Source organism: Falsihalocynthiibacter sp. CO-5D18, assembly GCF_041205445.1.
GTDB lineage: Bacteria > Pseudomonadota > Alphaproteobacteria > Rhodobacterales > Rhodobacteraceae > Falsihalocynthiibacter > Falsihalocynthiibacter arcticus.
The window spans coordinates 281,377-305,440 of the sequence record NZ_JBGFCF010000002.1 but is presented as its reverse complement, the minus strand read 5'-3'; the positions used below and the strand labels follow the sequence as shown (position 1 = coordinate 305,440).

The following is a 24,064-nucleotide window of genomic DNA, read 5'->3' as shown; positions in this document are numbered from 1 at the left end:
AGGAATACTCTCATGAAATTCTTTGTAGATACCGCAGACGTCGCCGCCATTGCCGAACTAAACGACCTTGGCATGGTAGATGGGGTTACAACAAACCCCTCCCTCATTATGAAATCCGGCCGCAATATTCTGGAAGTCACAAAAGAAATCTGCGACATGATCGACGGTCCGGTTTCAGCCGAAGTCGTTGCCCTTGAGGCCGACGAAATGATCGCTGAAGGCCGCAAACTAGCCGAGATCGCAGAAAACATCTGTGTCAAAGTTCCTCTTACTTGGGCCGGCTTGAAAACATGTAAGACGCTTAGCGATGCAGGCACCAAAGTCAATGTCACTTTGTGCTTCTCCGCTAACCAAGCCCTGCTCGCAGCAAAAGCTGGTGCCACATTCATTTCGCCCTTCATTGGTCGTTTGGATGACATCAACATCGATGGTTTGGACGTGATCGCGGACATCCGCACGATCTATGACAACTACGCGTTTGAGACTGAAATTCTGGCGGCCTCAATTCGCTCCGTCAACCACATGAAAGATTGCGCCCTTCTGGGAGCCGACGTTTGCACGGCCCCTCCTGGCGTTATCTTGAAAATGGCTGACCACGTTCTTACGGATGCAGGCCTCGCAGCTTTCATGGCTGACTGGGCGAAAACAGGTCAAAAAATCCTGTAATCCTACGAACTAAATTACAACAAACAGCCTCTGTGAAAGCAGGGGCTGTTTTGCTTTGTGCCCCTAAGCGTACATTCGCACAGAATTTCAATTCTGCTCAAAAACCTGATGCAATGAATCCCCCCCCATGTTAGAAAAGAGCAAGCAGGCGGTACAATTCAGCGCATTTAGACGGAAAAATCCGCGAAATGTGCAAGTACCATATAAAAACAAAAACGAGGCAGGCACTTGAGCAACGCGATTTTGCAAGAAGATCTCCGTGAAAAAATAATGACGGACCCCGAGTTCATTCTTGAGGACAAAGACGTCATGCGCGCCCTTGTGGCGGCCAACGAAAAGGCCCTTGGCGGCAATATCGTGGATTTGCGCGGGATCGCGATGGACCGCTTAGAGGCCCGTCTTGACCGCCTCGAAGACACACACCGCTCCGTCATCGCAGCGGCCTATGAAAATCTCGCAGGTACCAATCAAGTGCACCGCGCGGTTCTTAAACTGTTGGACCCCACAGATTTTGAAGCCTTCCTTCAAGAACTCGGAACGGGCATCGCCGAAATCCTGCGGGTTGATGCCGTGCGCCTTGTTTTGGAAAGCGTTCAAAAAGGCGAAGATCCCGTCGTCAAAAAGCTTGGCCATGTTTTAACCGTCGCTGAACCGGGTTTCGTTGACACATACCTCAAAGCGGGCCGCCAATCCGAACCGCGTCCTGTAACTTTACGTCAGTATCGCCCAGCGGATGACGAAATCTATGGTACGGGTTCTGAATATATCCGGTCCGAAGCGGCCCTTAAGTTGGACTTTGGCAATGGCCGCCTCCCAGGGTTGCTGCTTCTGGGGTCAGAAGACCCACATATGTTCAAATCGGACCAAGGCACTGACCTTTTAGCGTTTTTTGCGGGAACTTTTGAACGTGCAATGGCGCGTTGGCTGTCATGACATCCGTTTCGCCAGCCGCCAGCGCTTTGCTGTCTGGGTGGCTTGAAATGAAGCAATCCGTTCAAGGATTGTCAGAAAACACGATATCAGCCTATCAAGCAGACCTCCTATGCTTTTTCGCATTTATGGGGGAACGTTTTGGTACAGACCTCGGCGTCGCCCCCCTAAAAAGGATTTCGATCCAAGACATGCGCGCCTGGCTTGCCCGTGAACGAGGCCGCGGAATTGCGCCGCGCTCCCTCGCCCGCGAACTTTCCGCCGTCAAAAGTTTCTACAACTGGTTTGCAGAACGCGACGGATTTGACGCCACTGCCATCCTTGCGACCCGTGCGCCAAAATTCCAACAAAAACTACCGCGCCCCGTTGAAAAAGAGGCCGCGCGCGCCCTTCTTGAAACCATCGCTTATCAAAGCGAAAAACCTTGGGTCGCTCAAAGGGATACCGCAGTCTTAACACTCCTCTATGGCTGTGGGCTGCGGATTTCCGAAGCACTCTCGCTCAAGGGAAGCGACTCCCCGCTTTCCAGCAGCCTGCGCATTATCGGCAAGGGCGACAAAGAGCGCGTCGTCCCCGTTTTGCCCGTAGCCCAAGCCGCAGTCGCCGCCTATGTCGCGGATTGCCCCTATGAGTTGACCGCGAAATCGCCACTGTTTTTCGCGGTACGTGGTGGCGCACTCACGCCGCGTACGGTCCAAAAAGCGATGGCAGCAGCAAGAATGCAGCTTGGCCTTCCAGCAAGTGCAACGCCACATGCTTTGCGCCACTCCTTCGCTACGCATCTGTTGAGTGCTGGTGGTGATCTGCGGACAATCCAAGAACTTTTGGGCCACGCCTCCCTTTCTACGACCCAAACTTACACGGCGGTGGACACAGCAAGATTGATGGAAGTCTATGAGCGGTCCCACCCGCGCGCCTAGCCAAAGTTTTGCCCCATTGCATGGCGGCCAATTTTGAGCCATTAAACCTCATGTCCAAAGAACTTCGCGCTTATGCCGTCCATCTCTTAACCGCAACTGGTGCGGTTTTCGCAATGCTTGCCCTTTTGGCAGCGGCCGATCAGGCATGGAGCCAAATGTTCCTGTGGCTTGTCGTTGCGTTTTTTGTGGATGGGATCGATGGACCTTTAGCGCGGCACACTGACGTCAAAACAAACGCCCCCCAGATCGACGGCGTGCTCCTCGACCTCATTATCGACTACCTCACCTATGTCTTTATTCCGGCATTTGCCCTCTTTAAATCAGGTCTCTTACCGGGGTGGACAGGGTGGATTGCCATCATCGTGATCACCTTCACCAGTGCTCTGTATTTTGCTGATACGCGCATGAAAACCAAGGATAATTCCTTCTCTGGATTTCCGGGATGTTGGAATATGGTGGTCTTGGTGTTCTTCGCGGTTACCCCGAATTTTTGGGTCATGCTTGCGATTATCGTCGTGCTCGCCGTCGCAATGTTTGCACCGCTCAAATTCATCCATCCAGTGCGTACAGAACGCTGGCGCAACCTGTCGCTTCCCATTGCTTTGGCTTGGACATGTTTTGCTGGCTGGGCCGCGTGGGTGCGCTTTGAGCCGCACGATTTTGCGCTTTGGGGGCTGATCGTCACCTCCCTCTATCTGCTGGGTGCAGGCATTGCCCAAGAGATTATTCCCGAGCGCAAGACGGCTAAATAAGCAATCCAGCCGCGCCCTCATGTATCAAAAGTTTCACTTTGGTCTCGACGGCACCCTCACCGGAAAAGCCCCCTAATCCCTGTGCCCCAAGGACACGATGGCAAGGGATGATAACGGGTATGGAGTTGGTTCCACAGGCATTGCCAACAGCTTGCGCAGAGGCGCCAATATCTTTGGCTATCTCACCATAAGTCCGCGTTTCCCCGTAGGGAATAGCGCGCATCGCCGCGTTCACTTTTTGCTGAAAAGCGCTGCCTGAAGGGCGCAAAGGAAGGTCAAATCCCGCCTTTCCCCCATCGAAATACGCAGAAAGCTGATCTGCCGCGCGCTTTGAAACATCTGTACTCGGCGCGGGAGCTTGGCTGTGCCACGTCAAACGAATGATCGCGCCCTTGTCCTCAATAAGTCCAAAGGTACCCATGGAAGTAAGGACACTGGATTCGATCATGGCTTCGCCCCCAAAAGAAATTGCCCGCCACAGTTTCCTGCGGCGGGCAAAATTAACTAGCTCAGTGCCGCATCGCAACGGCCACAAACACCTTCGTGTTTGTGCTTCCCAACATCAGGAAGCGTTTTCCAACACCGTTGACATTTCACACCCTCGGCAAGTTCAAACACAACGCCAACACCTTCGATTTCGGGAAGGCGGAAGGCCTCGTCTGGCAGCGGATCATTGGTCAGCGAAACCGCCGACGTGATGCAAATATCCTCGAACGGCAACTCTTGGAGCGCCTTCAAAACTTTGGCGTCCCGAACGTGAACCGTGGGCGCCGCTTCAAGACTCGCGCCAATCACTTTGTCCTGCCTCTGGATTTCAAGCGCAGCAGTCACAACACGACGGGCCTTACGCACCCCGTCCCATTTGGCCGCCAATGGCTCGTTCAACCAATCCGCAGGTGTTTCGGGGAAGTCCACCAAATGCACGGAACTGTCCTCACCGGGGAAGCGTTCAAGCCAAACTTCTTCCATCGTAAAGATCAGGATCGGTGCCAGCCAAGTTGTCAGGCGATGGAACAAAATGTCCAAAACCGTCCGCGCAGCCCGCCGCTGTACCGTATCGCCATCGCAATAAAGCGCGTCTTTGCGAATATCGAAATAGAACGCCGAAAGATCGAGCGTTGAAAAGGTAAAGACCGCTTGGAATACACCTTGGAAATCAAACGCCGCATATCCCTTGCGCACCTCATGGTCCAACTCGGCCAAACGGTGCAAAATCAACTGCTCCAACTCGGGCATGTCCGCGGGATCCATGCGATCCGCTTCGGTGAATTCCGCCAACGATCCCAACATATACCGCATCGTATTGCGCAAACGACGATAGCTGTCAGACACGCCTTTCAGGATTTCAGGACCGATACGTTGATCAGAGGTATAATCGACCTGAGCAACCCAAAGACGTAGTATATCAGCGCCGTATTGTTGGATGATTTTTTCAGGCACAATCGTGTTGCCGATGGATTTGGACATCTTCATGCCCTTTTCGTCCAAGGTCATGCCGTGCGTGACAACATTGCGATAGGGCGCGCGCCCATTGGTGCCGCAGCTTTGCAAAAGTGAGCTGTGGAACCAGCCGCGATGCTGGTCTGTACCCTCTAGATAAACATCTGCAATGCCATCCTCGGTACCATCTTCACGGTCCCGAAGAACGAAGGCGTGTGTAGAGCCCGAGTCAAACCAAACATCAAGAATATCAAACACTTGATCGAAGTCTTCTGGGTTTTGCAAACCGCCGAGAATCCGGTCTTTGGAGCCATCAGCATACCAAGCATCCGCCCCTTCGGCCTCAAATATCTCAACAATCCGTGCGTTCACAGCAGGATCGCGCAGAAGGAAGTTCTCATCCGTTGGCAAGGCACCTTTGCGCGTGAAACACGTCAGAGGAACACCCCAAGCGCGCTGCCGCGAAAGGACCCAATCAGGGCGTGACTTGATCATCGAATGTAAGCGGTTGCGACCCGATTGGGGCGTCCATTTCACATTGTCGATCTCGGTGAGGGCACGTTCGCGGATGGTTTTGCCATGCGTGTCTTTGCCGTCGCCGATCTCGCGATCAATCGCCGCAAACCACTGTGGCGTATTGCGGAAAATGATGGGCGCTTTTGAACGCCACGAGTGCGGATAGCTATGCGTGATACGGCTGCGGGCAATCAACCCGCCAGCTTCAACCAGTTTATCGATAACGGTGCTGTTTGCTTTGCCCTCTTTGCCTTTTTGATCAAAGACTTGAAGACCCGCGAACAACGGAACATGTGGCAAGAACTGGCTTTCTTCGCCAACATTATGGGTCATGCGGTCGAGCCAATTGCGCTTAACGAAACATTCATAGTCATCAGCACCGTGGCTTGGGGCCGTGTGAACAAACCCCGTCCCAGCATCGTCCGTAACGTGATCCCCATCAATGACCGGAACGTCGTAATCCCAGAAACCATTCGCGCCTTCAAAACCGGCCAATGGATGGCTACAAGTAATGCCAGCAAGCTCGGATGCACTCACCTCACGCACACGCGTGAACTCGGTTGCGCGGGCTTTGGTCAGAACCTCGGAGGCAAGGTCGTCGGCCAAAAGGTAGAGATCTCCCGCCGCCGTCCAGCTTTCTTCTTCGGTGGCTTCAACGCGATACAGCCCATAGGCAATGTTTGGGTTATAGGCGATAGCTTTGTTCGATGGGATCGTCCAAGGCGTTGTCGTCCAAATAACGATGCGCGCTTCGGTCAAATCCGTAATCGTGCTTTCATCCGCATCTAACTCATGCAGAACAGTATGCACTTTAAACGCAACCCAAATCGCATGACTTTTGTGATCGTGGTATTCGATCTCGGCCTCGGCCAAGGCGGTTTTTTCAACAGGCGACCACATCACGGGTTTTGACCCTTGATAGAGCGTGCCGTTCATCAGGAACTTCATGAAGTCCTCGGCGATCACGCGCTCGGCGTGGAAATCCATCGTCAGATAAGGCTTGTCCCACGTCCCAGTGATGCCCAACCGCTTGAACTCGTCACGCTGAATATCAACCCATCCCTGCGCGAACTTACGACATTCGGCACGGAAATCATTGATCGGGACTTCGTCTTTATTTTTGCCCTTTTGGCGATATTGCTCTTCGATTTTCCACTCAATCGGAAGTCCGTGGCAATCCCAACCGGGAATATAACGCGCATCAAAGCCCATCATCTGATGGCTGCGCACGATCACATCTTTGATGGTCTTGTTCAAGGCGTGGCCGATATGCAGGTGGCCATTAGCATAGGGAGGGCCATCGTGGAGCGTAAAGGGCGTACGGCCCTTTTTCTCGCGCAACTGACTGTAAACATTAAGTTTATCCCATTTCTCAAGCCATTCCGGCTCGCGTTTGGGAAGCCCCGCGCGCATTGGAAAATCGGTTTTGGGCAGGTTTAAAGTAGATTTGTAGTTCAGAGTCTCGGGCGTATCGGCGCACATATCTGCGGTCCTTAAACGGGGAATTTGAATTCAGTGGGCGGCGCGCGTTGCAGGCGCCTTGTCCCGGCGGCTCATCGTCAGAGCGCCGGGCAAATAATTCGTATAAGGGGCAAGTGAAACATCCTCATACGGCCTTATAGTTCGACGTTCCAACGGGGTCTAGTGCAATGGGAACCTCTCGTCTCCCTGCGACATTTACGTGGTTGCGTGCACTTCTCAAAGGCGTATCACTAATGCGAAGGGATACCACATGGCTTCCAAGCTCGCCCGTTTTGACATCACACCAGACGAAATTGCCCGCGTGGTAGCCGCGTTCTATTCCCGCATTCGTGCGCATGACGTTTTGGGGCCGATTTTTATCGGCCGCTTAGGAACTTCCGCCGAGGTTTGGCGCCCCCACGAAGCAAAAATCGCCGCGTTCTGGAGCAATGCAATCCTGTTTGATCGCGCGTATTCTGGTAATCCGATGCAGGTTCATATGGGCGTGCCCGAAATCAAACCAGAACACTTTGTCCTATGGTTGGAGCTTTTTGACAAAGTCTTGGAAAAAGAATTGAAGCCGGAAACCGCACAGGCTTTTTCCGCCCTCGCCCACCGAATTGGCCGCGGATTGCGCATGGGCGTCCAGGCCGTCAGACAACCAAAAGACGGACCTCCGATCTTCTAGCTGCCTGTTGTGTCGCCATTTTTTTTCCCGGAAAACAAGCCAGCCATAGCCCGCTGAACCAGCGTCGTCACGCGTGGACGCTTCTGCGTGACAAAGGGCATTGGCCGGCAAACCTCAAGAGCGGCAACGCCCACGCGGGCCGTAAGTGCGCCATTAATGATGCCTTCCCCAAATCGGCGCGACACTTTTGACATCACGCCCCCACCTGCAATCGATCCGATCAAGTCATCCCCAACGGCCACCGCCCCCGTCGCAACAAGGTGGCTTAAAACCACTTTGGTTAACCGCCACGATCCAAGCGTTCCCGCACGGCCACCGTATATTTCTGCAATCCGTCGGATCATGCGCATATTCATCGTTAACGCGGCGATGACATCCGCAAAAGCCATCGGCACAAAGGCCGTCACGGTCGCAACTTGGCGGGCTGCAGACTGAATTTCCAAAAGAGCTTCCGCGTCCAAGGGAGCTAGAATTTTATTCTCGGCCAACGACATAAGGTCAGTGGCATCAAACTGTTCCTCAGCGCGTTCATGAAAGGCCGCGAGTCCCCATTCGGCTTCATGGCGGTTTTTATAGAGTTTTTGCAACTTCCCCGTAAAATGCTTCGCGCGACCGATGTCATGCGAGGCCAGCACTTCAGCCGCCTCTTTTTGCAACGAATCAATCCGCCCCAATCGCAAAAAACCAGCTATTTCGCGCAGGATGACCGCGCACAAAACAGCTAAAAATGCCAAAGTGATCGCAAGCACCGCACCGCCAAGAACTTCATTTCGTGCCAATAAACTCGTGACAAAGTCCCAAACAGCCACCGAAACAAACGCGCCAAGAAGTGCGGCCAGCAATCCCCAGAACAGCGAGCCAATGCGGGAGCGCGGACGTGAGGCAAACCGTGCAGCGCGCTGCATTGTGGCCTCGGAAGTTTCCAATATTATCGGCGCATCGGCGGGAGAAAGTACCTCCTCAACGTCCAGTTCAACGAGGACAGGCTTATCATCTGAGGTCAAAACTGATCTCCAATCAAAAATTCAACGGCCTTGTCGAGGCGGATATGCGGCAAACCTTCACCGGATTTCAATTCAAGAATTGCGGGGTCAAATTGCTGATTTTGAATGGTAAACCCACCCCAATCGGCCTGCCCCATTTGCGCCGCCGAAAGGATGCGTGCCGGATCTTTGGGTAGGGCTCCCGCAAAAAACGCAACGGGCTTTGCGTTCTGCGCAATCCGTCCCTGAACACACTCAAGCTTACGTCCCTCGTGGTTTAACGTGGTTTCGGTCGTGGTTCGTAGCGCCGCAATCGCCATTGCCTGTGTTTTGGCCCCCGCGAAATCCGCGCGGGACTTTGCGTGGGCCAAAAGCGCCTGCGTAATCTCAGCAAGTTGCGGATGCTGACTCTGGTGCAAATGGTCTGATTTTGTTGCGGCGAAAAGTATCTTTTCCACCCGTTTTCCGGCCAAAAGACCGCTCAGCCACGCGTTTCTCCCCGGCCTAAAGCCTGCCAAAATATCCGCCATAGTTTGTTGCAAATCATCGACGGCCTTAGGCCCCCGATGAAGCGCCGCAAGCACATCAACAAGAACAACTTGGCGGTCAATCCGCGCAAAATGGTTCCGAAAGAACGGCCGCACCACTTCGGAACGATAGGCATCATAGCGTCTTTCCATTTCACGCCATAACGACCCTCGCGGCGGTCTTTCAACGGGAAGCAGTGGGAAAAATGTCAAAACCGGCGAGCCTTCAAGTTCCCCTGGCAAAACAATCCTCCCCGGAGCGCCGCTACTCATGCCGTCGTCGTGCGCAGAACGCGCAAATCGAGCGTATTCCGCGGCATGCGTCTGCAAGGTGACTTCATCCATCGGTTTCGCCCCATCAACCTGTTCAAGCTGATACGAAACCTGCGCCCCGATATCCTGTGCCCCCATCCGACTAAGGGCGTCCGCCGACCATTCCCGATAGGATTTCCCCATCAGGCCAAGATCGAGAAGCCACTCGCCCGGATAATCTACGATATCAAGGTGGAACGTTTTCACGCCCCGTAATCCCCCCAACAAACCTGCGGGATTCACGCGGAACGAGAGGCGCAACTCGCTGACATTTCGTGTATTTTCCGGCCATTTAGGGGTGCCGCCCGTGAGGGACGCGAGGTGCTTTTCATACGGAAACCGTGCGATTGTATCGTCAGGCTGCGGCTGCAAATAGACCGTTTGCAAACGCCCGTTGTTTGCGGCGCTAAATTGCGGCATGCGTCCGCGCTCAAGCAAGTTTGAAACAAGCGACGTAATAAACACGCTTTTTCCCGCGCGACTAAGGCCCGTCACACCCAACCTCACAGTTGGTTCAAACAATGCCTCATTCACGCGTGAGCCAAGGCTTTCGACATCACGTAAAACGCTATCGGTAAAATCTGCTAAACCCAATTCATGCCCTCAAATTACTTGCCATACACTTAATCCCTTATAGGCAATTTTCCTAGGGGCCGTGCCAAAACACGTTCCTGTTGCCATTGTCATCGCAAGAATGTATCGCGGGGGATGCCTCGTTTTGCACTAAAAATTGAATATCAAGGGACACCGTTTTACGGGTGGCAGCGGCAAAAGACGCTCCCTTCCGTACAGCAGGCCATTGAAGATGCTCTTCTGAAAATCGACCCGACCAATAAAGGGATTGCCGCCGCAGGCCGCACCGATGCGGGCGTTCATGCGACCGGCCAAGTCGCGCATTGCGATCTCGCGCGCCATTGGGATTCCTTTCGTCTGGCCGAAGCCTTAAATTATCATCTCAAGCCCAACCCGATTGCAATTGTAAACGCGGCCCCCGTTGCGGATGATTTCCACGCGCGATTTTGGGCGCTAGAACGGCGGTACATGTACCGTCTTATTTCACGCCGAGCCCCTCTGACGTTTGAAGCAGGAAGAATCTGGCGCGTGCCCCACCTCTTGAGTCGGGAAGCGATGCAAGAAGGCGCGAATTACCTGCTCGGAAAACATGATTTCACGACCTTCCGCTCAACTCTCTGCCAAGCCCCTTCCCCCGTTCGCACCCTCGATGAATTAACCGTAGAGGAAATCCCACTCGCAGACGGCACCGAGTTTCGCTTTCACGTCCGCGCACGCGCATTTTTACACAATCAGGTACGCAGCTTTGTCGGCACATTAGAGCGCGTCGGCGGCGGAAGTTGGGCGCCAATTGACGTGAAAACCGCACTCGAAACCCGCAGAAGAGACGTTTGTGGGCCTGTCGCCCCCTCGCAAGGTCTATATTTGCGAGAAGTGTGCTATGAAACGGACCCCTTTGCGGGCCACACTGCAGGCGAATCAAACGAGGGAACCCCATGAAACTTTTTGTCGGCCTTGGAAATCCTGGTGCGAAATACGCGCAAAATCGCCATAACATTGGCTTTATGGCGCTGGATGCAATCGCCTCGGACCATGGATTCGCTCCATGGAAGAACAAGTTTCAAGGTTCTGTGAGCGAAGGTAAATTGGGCAGCGAGAAGATTATTCTCCTCAAACCTGAAACCTTCATGAACCTGTCGGGCCAGTCGGTCGGTGAGGCCATGCGCTTTTACAAACTCACACCAGACGACGTGATCGTTTTTCACGACGAACTCGATCTTGTGCCAGGAAAAATTCGGGTAAAACAAGGTGGAGGCCACGCGGGTCACAATGGTTTGCGCTCTATGCATCAACATATTGGCGATACCTATGGACGGGTTCGCATGGGCATCGGCCATCCCGGTCACAAGGATCGCGTTGCGGGATATGTTTTGCACGACTTCGCAAAGGCGGAACAAAACTGGCTTGAGGATGTTCTACGTGGTGTTTGCGATGGGGCCGTTGATCTTGCCAAAGGGGATAGTGGACGTTTTATGAATGCCGTTGCCCTGCGCGTTCAAGCGCCCCGCGAGACGGAAGCGAAGCCAGCGAACAAGCCGCAAAAGGCAGCCCCCAAAGAAAAACCCGAGGTGAAAGATACACGCTCGGGTCTTCAAAAACTCGCTGATAGATTCCGCAGCTAGACTTAGTCTGCGTCGCTCATATCAAAACCGAGCGCCTTGGCCACGGTGAAGATATCCTTGTCGCCACGGCCACACATGTTCATCACGATGATGTGGTCTTTTGGCAAAGTTGGTGCAATTTTCATGACATGCGCGAGTGCGTGGGAGGGTTCCAAAGCCGGAATAATCCCCTCTTGCGTACAGCAATATTGGAACGCTTCGAGCGCTTCCTTGTCTGTAATCGCGACATATTTGGCGCGGCCAATCTCATGCAACCAGCTATGCTCTGGGCCAATTCCGGGATAATCAAGCCCCGCAGAAATCGAGAAGCCCTCAAGGATTTGGCCATCGTCATCCTGAAGCAAATAGGTGCGGTTGCCGTGCAAAACCCCCGGACGACCACCGGTAAGGCTCGCGCAATGCTCCATTTTATCGTTCACACCCTTACCGCCAGCTTCGACGCCGATGATATTTACGCTTTCATCGTCCAAAAACGGATAGAACAAACCAATGGCGTTTGATCCCCCGCCAATAGCGGCGATCAACGTGTCTGGAAGGCGGCCTTCGCCCTCATGTTCTTGCAATTGTTCACGGGTTTCCTTGCCAATGATCGACTGAAAATCACGAACCATGGCAGGATACGGGTGAGGCCCAGCCGCCGTGCCGATACAATAAAACGTGTCGTCTACATTGGTCACCCAGTCGCGCAACGCATCGTTCATCGCATCCTTAAGCGTACCCCGACCGGATGTCACGGCAATCACTTCGGCCCCAAGAAGACGCATCCGAAACACGTTCGGCGCTTGGCGTTTCACATCATGCGCGCCCATATAGACGATACATTTAAGGCCAAAACGCGCACAAACCGTCGCTGTGGCAACGCCGTGCTGGCCCGCGCCTGTCTCGGCGATAATCCGTGTTTTCCCCATCCGTCGCGCGAGCAATATCTGCCCCAAAACGTTGTTAATCTTATGCGCGCCCGTGTGGTTAAGCTCATCCCGTTTGAGATAAATCTTCGCGCCACCAAGATCTTCGGTCATACGTTCGGCAAAATACAGCGGGCTCGGACGGCCAACGTAATGCTTCCACAAATCGTCCATCTGGGCCCAAAACGTTTCGTCCGTCTTTGCGCGCTCATATTCCTCTTCGAGGCTGAGAATCAACGGCATCAACGTCTCGGAAACGAAACGGCCACCAAAATCGCCAAACCGCCCGTTTTCGTCTGGGCCGTTCATAAAACTATTAAAGAGATCATTCATGGTAGTGCTCCTTTTGCGCGGCTTGCACGAAGTCGGCGATCAGTCCTTGGTCCTTGATTCCGGGCGCGGATTCAACCCCTGAGGAGACATCAACTTGACGTGCTCCTGTTAATTTTATCGCCTCGGCCACGTTCTGGGCGGAAAGCCCACCCGCCAACATCCAAGGCTTTGCCCATCTGCGTCCAGCAAGGAGGCGCCAATCAAAAGACATCCCGTTCCCGCCCGGCAAAACCGAACCCGGCGACGGCTTCGCGTCGACAAGGATTAGGTCCACAACGGCCTCATAAGCGGCGAGTTGCTCTAGGTCGTCACGCGTTGCGACTCCAACGGCTTTCATCACTGGAAGGCCGTAGCGCGCCCGAATTTCGGTGACACGCTCTGGTGTTTCGCGGCCATGCAGTTGCAACATATCCAAGGGGACTTTATCCGTGAGCTCATCCAGAAAACTGTCGCTGGCATTAACGGTCAAAGCAACTTTCGCCACCCCGACGGGAACCTCGATTGCCAACGCACGCGCCACATCTATCGACACGTTGCGCGGGGATTTTTCGAAAAAGACAAACCCGATATAGGTCGCGCCCGCCTCAACAGCCGCCGCGATGTCCTCCGCATTGCGAAGGCCACAAATCTTAACGTTCACATCGCTCGCGGATTGCGAAACGACATCTTCTGGGTTTTGAATACGTATCATGAGTAGGGTTTAACGCGTGGCGTTACTATCCTCAAGTAGAGCGAGCACATCATCTTTGTGCTCCCCCTTTTCTTCTTTCAAACGGGCTACTTCAGCCCGCAAACCGTTAAGCTCTCTGCGTGTACGGTTCGCCTCGGCACGTTGCTTATACTCCCGAATCCATTCCCAAACGAATCCGATCAATAATCCCGCAACGATCCCGCCAAAAATGACGATAAAGAGCGGCAACTGCGCTGCATATTGAACACCGAGGAAAGCTGCGAAATCGTTTGGCAGGACTTGAACCGAAACATCGGCACGATTGGCGAGCGCAATTGTAACGAGCACCAGCCCGAGGGCCGCGAGAAACGCATAGCGAAAATAACGCATTGGATTACTTTCCGTTCAAACGGTCTCGGAGACGTTTGCCAGTTTTAAAGAAAGGCACGTGTTTTTCTTCGACGGCAACACTCTCGCCAGTCCGCGGATTGCGACCCGCGCGCGCATCACGCTTCTTAACAGAGAACGCACCGAAGCCACGCAATTCAACTCGGTCGCCACGAGACATCGCTTCGATAATCTCTTCGAAAATCGTATTCACGATGCGCTCAACATCTCTTTGATAGAGATGTGGGTTTTCATCGGCAATCTTTTGAATCAGTTCCGAACGGATCATCCGTAGTCCCCCTCGTTGTGGTTATTTGCGCTAGCAGACAGTGTGCGCCGGTTCCCGCAACTATAGGGGTAATTTCTCGTCTGAGAAAGATTTTCCAATGGGTTGTCGGTAAAAAATCGCTCAAGTTTGCGTCCAAAGGTCCGATTTTTCTGAATTTTAACCTAGGGTTGCACGGAATTTCCAAATTTACCCGCCCAGCAAACTTTTGGGAGCCATTGATTCGCAAAAAAACGGCCCCACCAAAGTGAGGCCGTTTTAAAATCATACATCAATTGATGTGAAGATTATTCGTCGCCTTTAAGCGCCGCACCAAGGATATCACCGAGCGATGCGCCGGAGTCCGAGGAGCCATATTGCTCAACTGCTTCTTTTTCTTCTGCAATCTCACGGGCTTTGATCGACAGACCAAGGCGACGTGTTTTCGCATCAACGTTTGTTACACGAACGTCGAGCTTGTCGCTAACGCTGAAGCGCTCAGGACGTTGCTCTGCACGATCACGCGACAGGTCGGAGCGACGGATGAAGGATTTCGCGCCTTCATATTCGACTTCGATGCCGCCTTCTTCGATCGCAGTTACTTCAACGGTGATGATGGAGCCGCGTTTCACGCCTTCAACTGCACCAGAGAAGCTATCGTCGAGCGCTTTAACGCTCAAGGAGATGCGTTCTTTTTCAACGTCAACTTCAGTGACAACCGCTTTAACAACGTCGCCTTTAACGAAGTCGCCAATAACGTCTTCGCCACGGCCTTCCCATGTCAAATCTGACAGGTGAACCATGCCGTCGATGTCGCCTTCGAGACCGATGAAGAGACCGAATTCAGTGATATTTTTGACTTCACCTTCAACGTTTGTGCCAACAGGGAATTGCTCAGCAAAGACTTCCCATGGGTTGCGCTGTGTTTGCTTGAGGCCAAGCGAAACGCGGCGTTTTGCACTGTCGATTTCCAGAACCATAACTTCGACTTCTTGCGAAGTAGAAACGATTTTGCCTGGGTGTACGTTTTTCTTTGTCCAAGACATTTCAGAAACGTGCACAAGACCTTCAACGCCTGGCTCAAGTTCAACAAACGCGCCATAATCGGTGATGTTTGTTACGCGGCCTTTGTGGACCGACTCAAGTGGGAAGCGTTCTTCAACGAGGGACCATGGATCGTCTTGGAGCTGTTTCATGCCCAAGGAGATACGGTGTGTCTCTTTGTTGATTTTGATAACCTGAACTTTAATTGTTTCACCAATTGTCAGGATTTCGGATGGGTGGTTCACACGACGCCAAGCCATGTCAGTCACGTGAAGCAAGCCGTCTACGCCGCCAAGGTCAACAAAGGCACCGTATTCAGTGATGTTCTTAACCACACCGTCAACCGCATCGCCTTCGGCCAATTTGCCGATAACTTCTGCACGTTGTTCAGCACGTGATTCTTCAAGAATAGCGCGACGCGAAACAACGATGTTGCCACGACGACGGTCCATTTTGAGGATTTGGAACGGTTGCTTAAGACCCATCAATGGGCCCGCATCGCGAACGGGGCGCACGTCAACTTGGGAGCCGGGCAAGAAGGCCACTGCACCACCAAGGTCAACTGTGAAGCCACCTTTAACGCGGCTAAAGATTGCGCCTTCAACGCGCTCTTCGTCACCGTATGCTTTTTCGAGGCGATCCCATGCTTCTTCACGGCGAGCTTTGTCGCGCGAGATAACAGCTTCGCCTTTGGCGTTTTCAACACGGTCGAGGAAAACCTCGACAACGTCGCCAACAGCGATTTCGGGAGCTTCGCCTGGATTTGCGAATTCTTTTAGGTCAACGCGGCCTTCCATTTTGTAGCCTACATCGATGATGGCTTGGCCAGCTTCGATTGCGATAACTTTACCTTTGACAACGGAACCCTCTTCGGGTGTGTCAATTTCGAAGCTTTCAGCAAGAAGAGCTTCGAATTCGTCCATAGAATTTATTTGAGCCATGTGGTCTCAGTTTCCTTTACATAGTTTTTTTACGGGCCGTGCGGTTGTCTCCGCCGGTCTTTGGATTACGAATTGGCCGATACGACGGGTCACCCAACAAAAATAGGCCGGAGTAAATTACCCGACCCTGTATATTCTGCTGCGTGGCGATTCCGCCTTATCGACACGCGCTATATAGAAGCATTTCTGCCCGCAGGCAAGGGCTTCGCACATATCAGGGCGCAATTACGCCTGTGACTGGAGTGCCGCTTCTATGGCTGCCACCGCCCGCGCAGTCGCGGCCTCGATGGTCAAATCACTGGTATCGATCAAAACGGCATCCAAGGCCGCGACCAACGGGGCGGTTGCGCGCTCGCTATCCCGTTTATCCCGCGCGATGACATCCGCAAGAACCTCCGAAAGGCTGGTTTCTGCGCCCGTTTGGGAGAATTCTTGAAACCGACGCGCGGCGCGCACTTGCGCACTTGCGGTCACAAACAATTTCACGTCTGCATCTGGGCAAATCACTGTGCCAATATCGCGGCCATCCAAAACGGCCCCCCCGTCGCGCTCAGAGAAACTACGTTGAAACTCTAACAAAGCCGCCCGAACTTCGGGAATAACCGCAATTTCACTGGCCGCATGCGCAACTTCATTGGTGCGTAGGTTTGATTGTTCTAGATCAGACACGGCGAGGGACCGCGCGGCGAAAATCGCCTCATCTCCACCAATAACGCGCGCGCCAACGGCCCGATACAAACGGCCCGTGTCCAGATGTGCAAAACCAAAATGCGCGGCCACAGCCTTGGAAATCGTTCCCTTCCCCGCCGCTGCAGGCCCGTCAATCGCCACCGTAAATTGCATAAACTACCCGCATTTTTTGTTTCGCCGCTAAATGGTATTACAGCCAGTGGCGTTGAAAGAAAGAAAAATAAACCAAAGTTCGCTTTAGGATGCGTTGCGCTGAAACGTCAGATAATGTGGTTTGCGGCCTTCGCGATAAGCTTTTTGCTCATAGCGCGTAGAAATCCAGTCGTCCCATTTATCCTGCCACGTGGCGGAATCAGGATTGAGCAATGTGAACCCTTGAAGCGGGACTTCTTTGATCGTTTGGCGCACATAATCAGGAATATCCGTCGCCACCCGAAAAATCGCGTTTGGTTTCAACACGCGCGCTAAAGGCGCCAAATGCTCAGGCGTCACAAAGCGGCGACGATGGTGGCGGCGTTTGGGCCACGGGTCTGGATACAACAGAAATGCACGCGAAATCGACGCTTCGGGCAGCACGTCAAACATATGGCGCACGTCCCCAGGATGCACGGCGACGTTTTCAACGCTTGCAGCTCGGATTTTCCCCAAAAGCATCGCGACGCCGTTGATATAAGGTTCGCAACCGACGATCCCAACATCGGGATAGGTCACAGCTTGGTGGACCATATGTTCCCCGCCGCCAAACCCGATCTCAAGCCAAACATCGCGCGTGCCAAACAAACCCTCAAGATCAAGGTTCTCGCGATCAGGATTTTCTTCCCACGTCACTTTTCCAGGAGAAAGCGAAGCGAGGTCTTGCTCAAGATACTCTTCTTGCGAGTCGCGTAGGGTTTTCCCTTTGAAACGGCCATAGAAATTGCGCCATGGAGCCCCAGTGGGATGGGAGCCAATGTGATCGGCGTCGTCAGTGTGATCATCATTCATAGAAAAAGGCCCCGAGCTATGTTGGGGGCCTTTCCTAGTGATTTAATCGCCGCCGTCAAGCGGTGCGCTTAAAGGGCGGATTTAATCGCCTCAATAAGGTCCGTTTTTTCCCAACTAAAGCCGCCGTCCGCGTCAGGCGTCCGCCCAAAATGACCATAGGCCGCTGTGCGTTGATAAATCGGGCGGTTTAATTTCAAGTGTTCACGGATTCCGCGAGGCGTTAGGTCCATTGCTTTTGCGATGGCAGCCTCAATCGCGGCCTCCTCAACCTTACCAGTTCCATGCGTATCTACATAAATCGACAAGGGGCGGGCAACGCCGATGGCATAAGCAAGCTGCAACGTGCATTTTGTCGCGAGCCCCGCAGCAACGACGTTCTTCGCCAAATAACGCGCGGCATAAGCAGCAGAACGATCAACTTTTGTTGGGTCTTTGCCAGAAAACGCACCGCCGCCATGGGGGGCTGCGCCGCCATATGTATCGACAATGATTTTGCGTCCCGTAAGACCCGCATCGCCGTCCGGGCCACCAATGACAAATTTACCTGTAGGATTCACCAGCCATTCTGTTTCGCTGGTTATCCAACCTTCGGGGAGTGTTTCACGAATATAGGGTTCAACAATTGAACGCACATCGTTGGATGTAAGTGTTTCGTCCAAATGCTGCGTCGAGAGCACAATAGACGTCGCGCCGATTGGGCGGCCATCAACATACCGCAACGAAAGTTGAGACTTCATGTCCGGTCCAAGAACCGCCGCGGACCCGACGCCTGACTTACGCTCCTGCGCTAAACGGGCCAAAATGGCGTGCGCGTAGTGAATTGGCGCGGGCATGAGGACCTCGGTTTCATCTACGGCATAACCGAACATGATCCCTTGATCCCCCGCACCTTCTTCTTTGTCATCCGACGCATCTACGCCCATGGAAATATCCACGGACTGCTCATGCAAAAGGTTGGTGACCTCTAGCGTGTCCGCATGAAAACCATTCTGGGTATATCCAATGTCACGAACGCATTCGCGCACGATGTCCTCAACACGGTCAATAACCGCCTGGGGTCCGCGCACTTCGCCCCCAACAACTACACGATTGGTAGTCGCGAATGTTTCGCATGCGACCCGTGCTTCGGGAGCCTGCTCTAGAAATGCGTCCAGAATAGCGTCGGAAATACGATCGCAAACTTTGTCTGGATGCCCCTCAGAAACGGATTCCGAAGTGAATAAGTAGTTTTGTCGTGACATGAATTGCTCCAGTTAAAGTTGCCCGCCACTTCAGGAAGCCGTTGTGGGGGAAAGATGAATGTCGCTACCCGTGAGATGAATGGGCGTCAACGTGAAAGTCGGTATCTATGCACTGTTAGACTTAAGATAAGGGTAAAGAAAAAGAAAATAAGTGGAATATTTCCTGTTTTACTAAAAACTGTGGCAGAATTGGGGGCTGGAAGGGTAACGTCCAGCGCTCCTGCGACGCCCAAAGGTAAGCTATCAATCACCCTCCCATAGGGGTCAATGGCGGCTGAAATCCCTGTATTTGCGGCCCGAACCACCGGAAGCCCCTGTTCAATGGCGCGCATTCTAGCTTGCGTTAAATGCTGATAGGGCCCTGCTTTTTTGCCAAACCACGCATCATTTGTAATATGCAAAATCCATTCAGGCCGATCCTTGGCGACATGTACATCACGCGGGAAAACCGCTTCATAGCAAATTAACGGCAACGCGCGCCCCAACGCGCCAAGCTCCAATATTTGCGTACCACTTCCAGCTTGATATCCGCCACCCAACTGGTCCGCGATTCCAGAAAGGCCAAGTTTTCGGGCCACCGTACCAAAAGGAATATACTCCCCAAAAGGAACGAGATGGCTTTTGTCATACGTCTGCGCAATGCTGCCATCCCCGTTAAGAACGACCATGGAATTATAGAAACCATCGCCATCCTCCCGTTGAATACCCGCGACAATTGGAACCCCACCAGAAGCCTGAACCATAACGTCAAAGGCCCTGCCCGCCCGCTCCATCAAATACGGAACAGCCGTTTCAGGCCAAACAATCAAATCAGGTTTGTGGTCAGAATTTTGCGCCGTAAGCGCGAGATTTCGCTCCCAAAACAAAGAGATTTTGCCTGATTGCCATTTTTCACTCTGCGCGGCATTGGTTTGCACAAGGCGAATAATGGGAGCATCCAAACGAAGGGATGGCCCCTTCGACAGTTGCGAAGCGCCAAATACGACAGCAATAACAGCAACAAGTGCCGCGCCACTAAGCGCCACCCATTTTTGCCGCCCAGCGAGACCAAAGCCCCCGCCCAAAACGAGAAATGTCAGGAAAGTAAGGCCATACGGTCCAATGAGTGAGGCAACCTGCGCCACGGGTGTGTCCACCCAAATATAGCCGACAAGGCCCCAAGGCAGCCCCGTAAACAAATAACCGCGCAACATTTCGGCAGCAGCCCAGCCAAGCGCCAAAGCCAAGCCCGGTGAACGCGTTCTCCATTTCGCCCATCCAAATCCGGCACCCCACAAGAGCGCCAATCCTGCAGAAAGAAAAACAAGCGCGAATGGAGCCATCCAACCATGGCGCGCCGCGTCGACCTGAAAGGGAGCCATGATCCAATAAAGCGATCCCGCGAAGTAGACCGTCCCGACAAGCCAACCCAAAAGGGCCGCCTGTAGCGGGGTAGAAACTCGGAGATTCAGATAAAAAACGCTGAGGATGCCAATTACCGCAAGCCACCACAGCGAGAACGGAGCTTGGCCAAGCGCCATTGCGCCCCCAGCCAATGCCCCAAAAAGCAATGTCGCCTTAAACGCGGAAGGCCGCAAAATGCTAGCCATCCACAGGTTCAACGATCCGCGCCCGAAGACGTTTTATCTTACGCAAATCGGCGTCGACGATCTCAAACTCGACCCCATTGGGATGACGCACAACCTCGCCACGGGACGGAACATGCCCCGACAAAAGAAATACAAGCCCACCAAGGGTATCAACCTCGTCCTCATCTACGACCGACCGCAAATCGACGCCGATCTCGTTTTCAAAATCCTCAAGCGGGGTGCGTGACTGCACCAAATAGCAGCCATTTTTTTCCAAATTCCAGTAGGTGTCTTCTTCGATGTCATGCTCGTCTTCGATCTCGCCAATAACTTGCTCGATCAAATCCTCAAGGGTGACCAATCCGTCGACTCCACCATATTCATCAATGATCAACGCCATGTGGCGCCGCTCGCTCTGCATTCTTTGGAGCAGAACGCCGATCGGCATTGAGGGCGGCGCGAAAATAAGGGGCCGCAAAAGGGGCTCTAACGCAAATTTTTTGGAGCGGTCGCCGTTAAATCCATGCTGAAGCGCCAAGTCTTTGAGGTGGATCAGGCCAATGGGCGTATCCAATGTACCGTCAAAAACAGGTAAGCGCGTCAATCCGGACTCGCGAAACAGGGACACCAAAGCGTCCTTGTCTATGTCTTTTGGAACAGAAACGATTTCCGCCTTGGGGATAGCTACATCCTCGAGGTTAAGACGCCGCAAATTAATCATACCGCCGCCAGATTGTGCCGGTGTTCGCGGCACATCCGTTGGACTATCAACGATCTGGGTTTCTTCTGTCGGGCTCAGGGCGCCAACGATGCGGCTAAAAAAGCCGCGTGTCTCCGGAGGGATTTCTTCAGTTTGCGCGCTCTGCGCTGCGCTAGAGGAGTCTTCGCTCCCTCCATCGATTGATTGAGTGTCGCCCATGGGCCCTTTCCAAAATACATAGTACGAATGTGCACATATGCTTCGTTAACGAAAAATAGTTAATACTATGTTTTATATGGGTCTGGAATAGATAAAGTTTCAAGTATGTCCCGCTCTAAACCTTCCATTAAATCCGCATCTTTTTCGCGAATGTGATCGTAACCCAACAAATGAAGGACCCCGTGCACAATCAAATGGGTTACATGGTGGTTGATTGGCTTGCTTTCATCGGCAGCTTCACGCGCACAGGTGTCATACGAAATCGCAATATCGCCCAACTCATCCGGCATGCCAAAATCTGCGGATTGCGAATCCGGTTCTGGATTTTCTGGCGATTCCCCATCGATTTCCGCAGCTCGCTCTTCGCTCGGCCACGATAATACATTCGTCGCGTCGCCTCTATCGCGAAACTCCGAATTCAATTCCGCAATACGATTGTCATCGCAGGCCAGAAGGCTGATCTCAAACCCATCGGAAATTTTGAGGAAGCCAAGAGTCGCCGCCGCAGCGCGCTGCGCCAATTTCTCAATCCCAACATCATCCCAACGTGCGTCTTCCGCCGTAATATCAACGATTTGTTTCATCGGAACTTTCATAGGCCTCAATAATGCGTGCAACCAACGGATGGCGCACAACATCTTTGGACGTGAAGTAATTGAAATCGATTTTCTGGATATTCTTCAACAATTCTTCTGCTTCTCTCAAGCCGCTTTTGATCCCTCGCTGAAGGTCGATCTGTGTGCGGTCACCCGTAATCACCATGCGACTCCCCTGCCCTAGACGGGTAAGGAACATCTTCATTTGCATCGTCGTCGCATTCTGTGCCTCATCCAAAACAACAAAAGCGTTGGACAATGTGCGCCCGCGCATAAAGGCCAAGGGAGCAATCTCAATCTTTTTGTCCTCAATCAGCTTAGCCACTTGTTTTGAAGGCAAAAAATCATTGAGCGCGTCGTAAAGCGGTTGCATATATGGATCGACTTTATCTTTCATATCGCCAGGCAAATAGCCCAATTTTTCGCCAGCTTCGACCGCAGGCCGCGACAAAATTATTTTATCTACATGCCCGTTGATAAACATATTCACCCCGACGGCCACCGCCAGATATGTTTTCCCCGTCCCTGCAGGTCCGATCCCAAAAACAAGCTCATTGTCAAACAGCGACTTAACATAGGCTTTTTGCGCCTCAGTTCTGGGCTCAACGAGCTTCTTACGCGTTTTGATCTCTACCTTATCGCCAACAGATAACTCAAGCTGGTCTCCAGTGAGGACACCAGTTCCTTTATCAGCTCCCCCCATGCGGATTTCACCATCTATTTGGCCGCTTTCAACATCGCCGCCACCTTCTAGACGCAAATATAGCGACGAGAGAACATCCTTGGCTTTTTCTATGGAATCGGGCTCGCCCATAATATCAAGATGATTGCCGCGGCGAACGATCTGAACTGTTAAGTCAGTTTCAATTTTCGCCAAATGGCTATCGTACGGACCACAAAGACTTATCAGCAAACGATTGTCAGGAAATTCAACGTGAATTCTAGTGACTGCGTCACCGGCTATCGGGCGTTGCGAGGATTTTGTTCCCAAAAAGGACTCCCTAGGACTGTGTTCCATTCAATGTTGCCAACTTGCGGCCTAGGGTGCAAGGGGTCAGAAACAAGTTTCACGATTCTGATACAAAAACGGCCACCGTGTTTACACGATGGCCATTAAATTCGCTAAACGATTTATCTAAATTGGGTCGGAGCGACCACCATTATGGCCCGCAGCCTCGCCAACCGGCAATACGCCCGAGCAAACGCGTGCGCCGGTACGTGGTTCCAATCGCGCAACCGCGTACCCTTCGATTCCGTCATCGGCGATCCAAGTGTCGCACCCATCTGGATCTACATAGACACCCCATTTAACTTTACTTGCAAGGGAACCGGAATCAATAAAGCGGTCGACCGATTGATCAGTCTTTGGCGTACAAGCCGAAACGGCGACAGCTACTGCCGCAACAAGAGTAAAACCTTTAAGTGCCATCAGATTAATACCCCCCGATGTTTCGGTGACAGAAAATTTCCACCCTGCGATTTTGTTGCATCCCTGCGGATGTATTATTTGCCGCACGCGGATATTGTTCACCAAGTGCTCGAATGGCCGTTACCTTTGCACCAGCCGCTTGGGCAACCTCAGCAACAGTTTTCGCCCGCCAGCCAGAAAGTTTGATGTTGGACTCATAAGATCCGCGCGAGTCTGTGTAACCGTTGATTGCGTATGAATACACGCCCTCTTGTTTGAAAAACTTGGTCAAACGCTCGCGCTGACCTGGGCGCAAATTACCACTCGCGGTTGTGAATAGATTATCGGAAGGCTCACTAAAACAAACGGCAGTTTCGCCACAAATTGGCTTTCCGTCGCGGTCTGTCCGGTTCCAAGCATAGCCTTCCCAGCCGTCATCGATCATCCAAACCTGACAACCATCCGGCGTAACACCCAACGCAGGCTTATAGCGATCCGTTTTGATCGTGTTTTGAGCCGACGCGCCATTAGGTACGGTAACGCTCACTCCGAAAATCGCAATCCCGACGACCACTACGCGCAAAGCGCTTATAAAAATTCTACTTATCATTCCCGTCCCTTTTTGTGAAACGCAGCACAGAAGAATACTGTGATACCACTTTAGGTGCTTATAAAACCTAAAGGAACTTTATCAATATTTAGGTTTTTTGAAAGCAGACAATG

25 protein-coding genes and 1 riboswitch are annotated in these 24,064 nt (G+C 52.7%); of the genes, 7 read left to right on the top strand and 18 right to left on the bottom strand.

Translation table 11 applies throughout. The annotated features are described in order from the left end of the window. Window positions 1–12: 12 nt before the first annotated feature. The 4 genes from fsa to AB9F27_RS03995 all read left to right on the top strand — a co-directional run bounded on the left by fsa (window position 13) and on the right by AB9F27_RS03995 (window position 3,268). Entirely contained in the window at window positions 13–666 is a 654-nt protein-coding gene (fsa, locus tag AB9F27_RS04010; RefSeq protein WP_039001514.1) for a fructose-6-phosphate aldolase, read from the top strand. A 228-nt stretch (window positions 667–894) separates the two neighbouring features. Beyond that, window positions 895–1,599: a DUF484 family protein gene (locus AB9F27_RS04005; RefSeq protein ID WP_369755024.1), complete on the top strand. Its 705-nt coding sequence runs from the start codon at window positions 895–897 to the stop codon at window positions 1,597–1,599. Further along, window positions 1,596–2,516, top strand: coding sequence for a tyrosine recombinase XerC (locus tag AB9F27_RS04000; protein WP_335585318.1), 921 nt, complete (start codon window positions 1,596–1,598; stop codon window positions 2,514–2,516). Before AB9F27_RS04005 ends, AB9F27_RS04000 begins: the two co-directional genes overlap by 4 nt. 50 nt (window positions 2,517–2,566) lie before the next feature. Then, window positions 2,567–3,268, top strand: coding sequence for a phosphatidylcholine/phosphatidylserine synthase (locus AB9F27_RS03995; RefSeq protein WP_039001546.1), 702 nt, complete (start codon window positions 2,567–2,569; stop codon window positions 3,266–3,268). Here AB9F27_RS03995 and AB9F27_RS03990 read toward each other — a convergent pair. Together AB9F27_RS03990 and ileS are read right to left on the bottom strand one after the other, a co-directional pair. Continuing rightward, on the bottom strand, window positions 3,261–3,716 hold the full coding sequence (locus tag AB9F27_RS03990; protein WP_335585317.1) for a methylated-DNA--[protein]-cysteine S-methyltransferase: 456 nt from the start codon (window positions 3,714–3,716) through the stop codon (window positions 3,261–3,263). The two genes, AB9F27_RS03995 and AB9F27_RS03990, sit on opposite strands and share 8 nt — an antisense overlap. A gap of 56 nt (window positions 3,717–3,772) precedes the next feature. Beyond that, the gene (gene ileS, locus AB9F27_RS03985) at window positions 3,773–6,706 is read right to left on the bottom strand and encodes an isoleucine--tRNA ligase (RefSeq protein ID WP_335585316.1); all 2,934 of its coding nucleotides are present in this window, start codon (window positions 6,704–6,706) and stop codon (window positions 3,773–3,775) included. A gap of 250 nt (window positions 6,707–6,956) precedes the next feature. On the opposite strand from ileS, the gene AB9F27_RS03980 reads away from it, so the two are divergent. Further along, window positions 6,957–7,373 carry a group III truncated hemoglobin gene (locus AB9F27_RS03980; protein WP_335585315.1) on the top strand — a complete coding sequence of 139 codons (417 nt, stop codon included), beginning with the start codon at window positions 6,957–6,959 and terminating at the stop codon, window positions 7,371–7,373. Here AB9F27_RS03980 and AB9F27_RS03975 read toward each other — a convergent pair. Then, window positions 7,370–8,377 carry a TIGR01620 family protein gene (locus tag AB9F27_RS03975; protein ID WP_335585314.1) on the bottom strand — a complete coding sequence of 336 codons (1,008 nt, stop codon included), beginning with the start codon at window positions 8,375–8,377 and terminating at the stop codon, window positions 7,370–7,372. The genes AB9F27_RS03980 and AB9F27_RS03975 overlap by 4 nt on opposite strands. Continuing rightward, a complete protein-coding gene (locus AB9F27_RS03970; protein ID WP_335585313.1) occupies window positions 8,374–9,789 on the bottom strand; it encodes a YcjX family protein in 1,416 nt (471 codons plus the stop codon). The genes AB9F27_RS03975 and AB9F27_RS03970 overlap by 4 nt, the downstream gene beginning before the upstream one ends. Window positions 9,790–9,903: 114 nt before the next feature. Between AB9F27_RS03970 and truA the strand changes: the two genes are divergently transcribed. Both truA and pth read left to right on the top strand, forming a co-directional pair. Next, a complete protein-coding gene (truA, locus tag AB9F27_RS03965) occupies window positions 9,904–10,707 on the top strand; it encodes a tRNA pseudouridine(38-40) synthase TruA (protein ID WP_369755029.1) in 804 nt (267 codons plus the stop codon). Then, window positions 10,704–11,390, top strand: coding sequence for an aminoacyl-tRNA hydrolase (gene pth / locus AB9F27_RS03960; protein ID WP_369755030.1), 687 nt, complete (start codon window positions 10,704–10,706; stop codon window positions 11,388–11,390). The genes truA and pth overlap by 4 nt, the downstream gene beginning before the upstream one ends. 2 nt (window positions 11,391–11,392) lie before the next feature. On the opposite strand, the gene trpB is transcribed toward pth, so the two are convergent. The 14 genes from trpB to AB9F27_RS03890 form a co-directional block, all read right to left on the bottom strand. Next, entirely contained in the window at window positions 11,393–12,628 is a 1,236-nt protein-coding gene (gene trpB, locus AB9F27_RS03955; protein WP_335585310.1) for a tryptophan synthase subunit beta, read from the bottom strand. Next, window positions 12,621–13,319, bottom strand: coding sequence for a phosphoribosylanthranilate isomerase (locus tag AB9F27_RS03950; RefSeq protein WP_335585309.1), 699 nt, complete (start codon window positions 13,317–13,319; stop codon window positions 12,621–12,623). Before AB9F27_RS03950 ends, trpB begins: the two co-directional genes overlap by 8 nt. Window positions 13,320–13,328: 9 nt before the next feature. Further along, window positions 13,329–13,688: a lipopolysaccharide assembly protein LapA domain-containing protein gene (locus AB9F27_RS03945; RefSeq protein WP_335585308.1), complete on the bottom strand. Its 360-nt coding sequence runs from the start codon at window positions 13,686–13,688 to the stop codon at window positions 13,329–13,331. Window positions 13,689–13,692: 4 nt separating this feature from the next. Then, the gene (gene ihfB / locus AB9F27_RS03940) at window positions 13,693–13,974 is read right to left on the bottom strand and encodes an integration host factor subunit beta (protein ID WP_039001524.1); all 282 of its coding nucleotides are present in this window, start codon (window positions 13,972–13,974) and stop codon (window positions 13,693–13,695) included. Between the two features lie 284 nt (window positions 13,975–14,258). Continuing rightward, a complete protein-coding gene (gene rpsA, locus AB9F27_RS03935) occupies window positions 14,259–15,935 on the bottom strand; it encodes a 30S ribosomal protein S1 (RefSeq protein ID WP_335585307.1) in 1,677 nt (558 codons plus the stop codon). 225 nt (window positions 15,936–16,160) lie between these two features. Next, window positions 16,161–16,778 carry a d(CMP) kinase gene (locus AB9F27_RS03930; protein WP_335585306.1) on the bottom strand — a complete coding sequence of 206 codons (618 nt, stop codon included), beginning with the start codon at window positions 16,776–16,778 and terminating at the stop codon, window positions 16,161–16,163. Between the two features lie 84 nt (window positions 16,779–16,862). After that, window positions 16,863–17,609, bottom strand: a complete 747-nt coding sequence (locus tag AB9F27_RS03925) for a tRNA (guanine(46)-N(7))-methyltransferase TrmB (RefSeq protein WP_335585305.1) — start codon at window positions 17,607–17,609, stop codon at window positions 16,863–16,865. A 68-nt stretch (window positions 17,610–17,677) separates the two neighbouring features. Continuing rightward, complete coding sequence (metK, locus tag AB9F27_RS03920; protein ID WP_335585304.1) at window positions 17,678–18,850, bottom strand: methionine adenosyltransferase; 1,173 nt, start codon at window positions 18,848–18,850, stop codon at window positions 17,678–17,680. Window positions 18,851–18,854: 4 nt separating this feature from the next. Next, window positions 18,855–18,903: riboswitch (SAM-SAH riboswitch) on the bottom strand. A 33-nt stretch (window positions 18,904–18,936) separates the two neighbouring features. Further along, window positions 18,937–20,439: an apolipoprotein N-acyltransferase gene (gene lnt / locus AB9F27_RS03915; RefSeq protein WP_335585303.1), complete on the bottom strand. Its 1,503-nt coding sequence runs from the start codon at window positions 20,437–20,439 to the stop codon at window positions 18,937–18,939. Further along, entirely contained in the window at window positions 20,432–21,337 is a 906-nt protein-coding gene (locus AB9F27_RS03910) for a transporter associated domain-containing protein (protein WP_039001529.1), read from the bottom strand. The genes lnt and AB9F27_RS03910 overlap by 8 nt, the downstream gene beginning before the upstream one ends. Window positions 21,338–21,402: 65 nt before the next feature. Next, window positions 21,403–21,921, bottom strand: coding sequence for an rRNA maturation RNase YbeY (gene ybeY, locus AB9F27_RS03905; RefSeq protein WP_335585302.1), 519 nt, complete (start codon window positions 21,919–21,921; stop codon window positions 21,403–21,405). Beyond that, the gene (locus tag AB9F27_RS03900; RefSeq protein WP_082802165.1) at window positions 21,905–22,951 is read right to left on the bottom strand and encodes a PhoH family protein; all 1,047 of its coding nucleotides are present in this window, start codon (window positions 22,949–22,951) and stop codon (window positions 21,905–21,907) included. The genes ybeY and AB9F27_RS03900 overlap by 17 nt, the downstream gene beginning before the upstream one ends. 117 nt (window positions 22,952–23,068) lie before the next feature. After that, window positions 23,069–23,362 carry a hypothetical protein gene (locus AB9F27_RS03895; RefSeq protein ID WP_039001551.1) on the bottom strand — a complete coding sequence of 98 codons (294 nt, stop codon included), beginning with the start codon at window positions 23,360–23,362 and terminating at the stop codon, window positions 23,069–23,071. Window positions 23,363–23,366: 4 nt separating this feature from the next. Continuing rightward, window positions 23,367–23,951, bottom strand: coding sequence for an OmpA family protein (locus tag AB9F27_RS03890; RefSeq protein ID WP_335585301.1), 585 nt, complete (start codon window positions 23,949–23,951; stop codon window positions 23,367–23,369). Window positions 23,952–24,064: the final 113 nt, after the last annotated feature.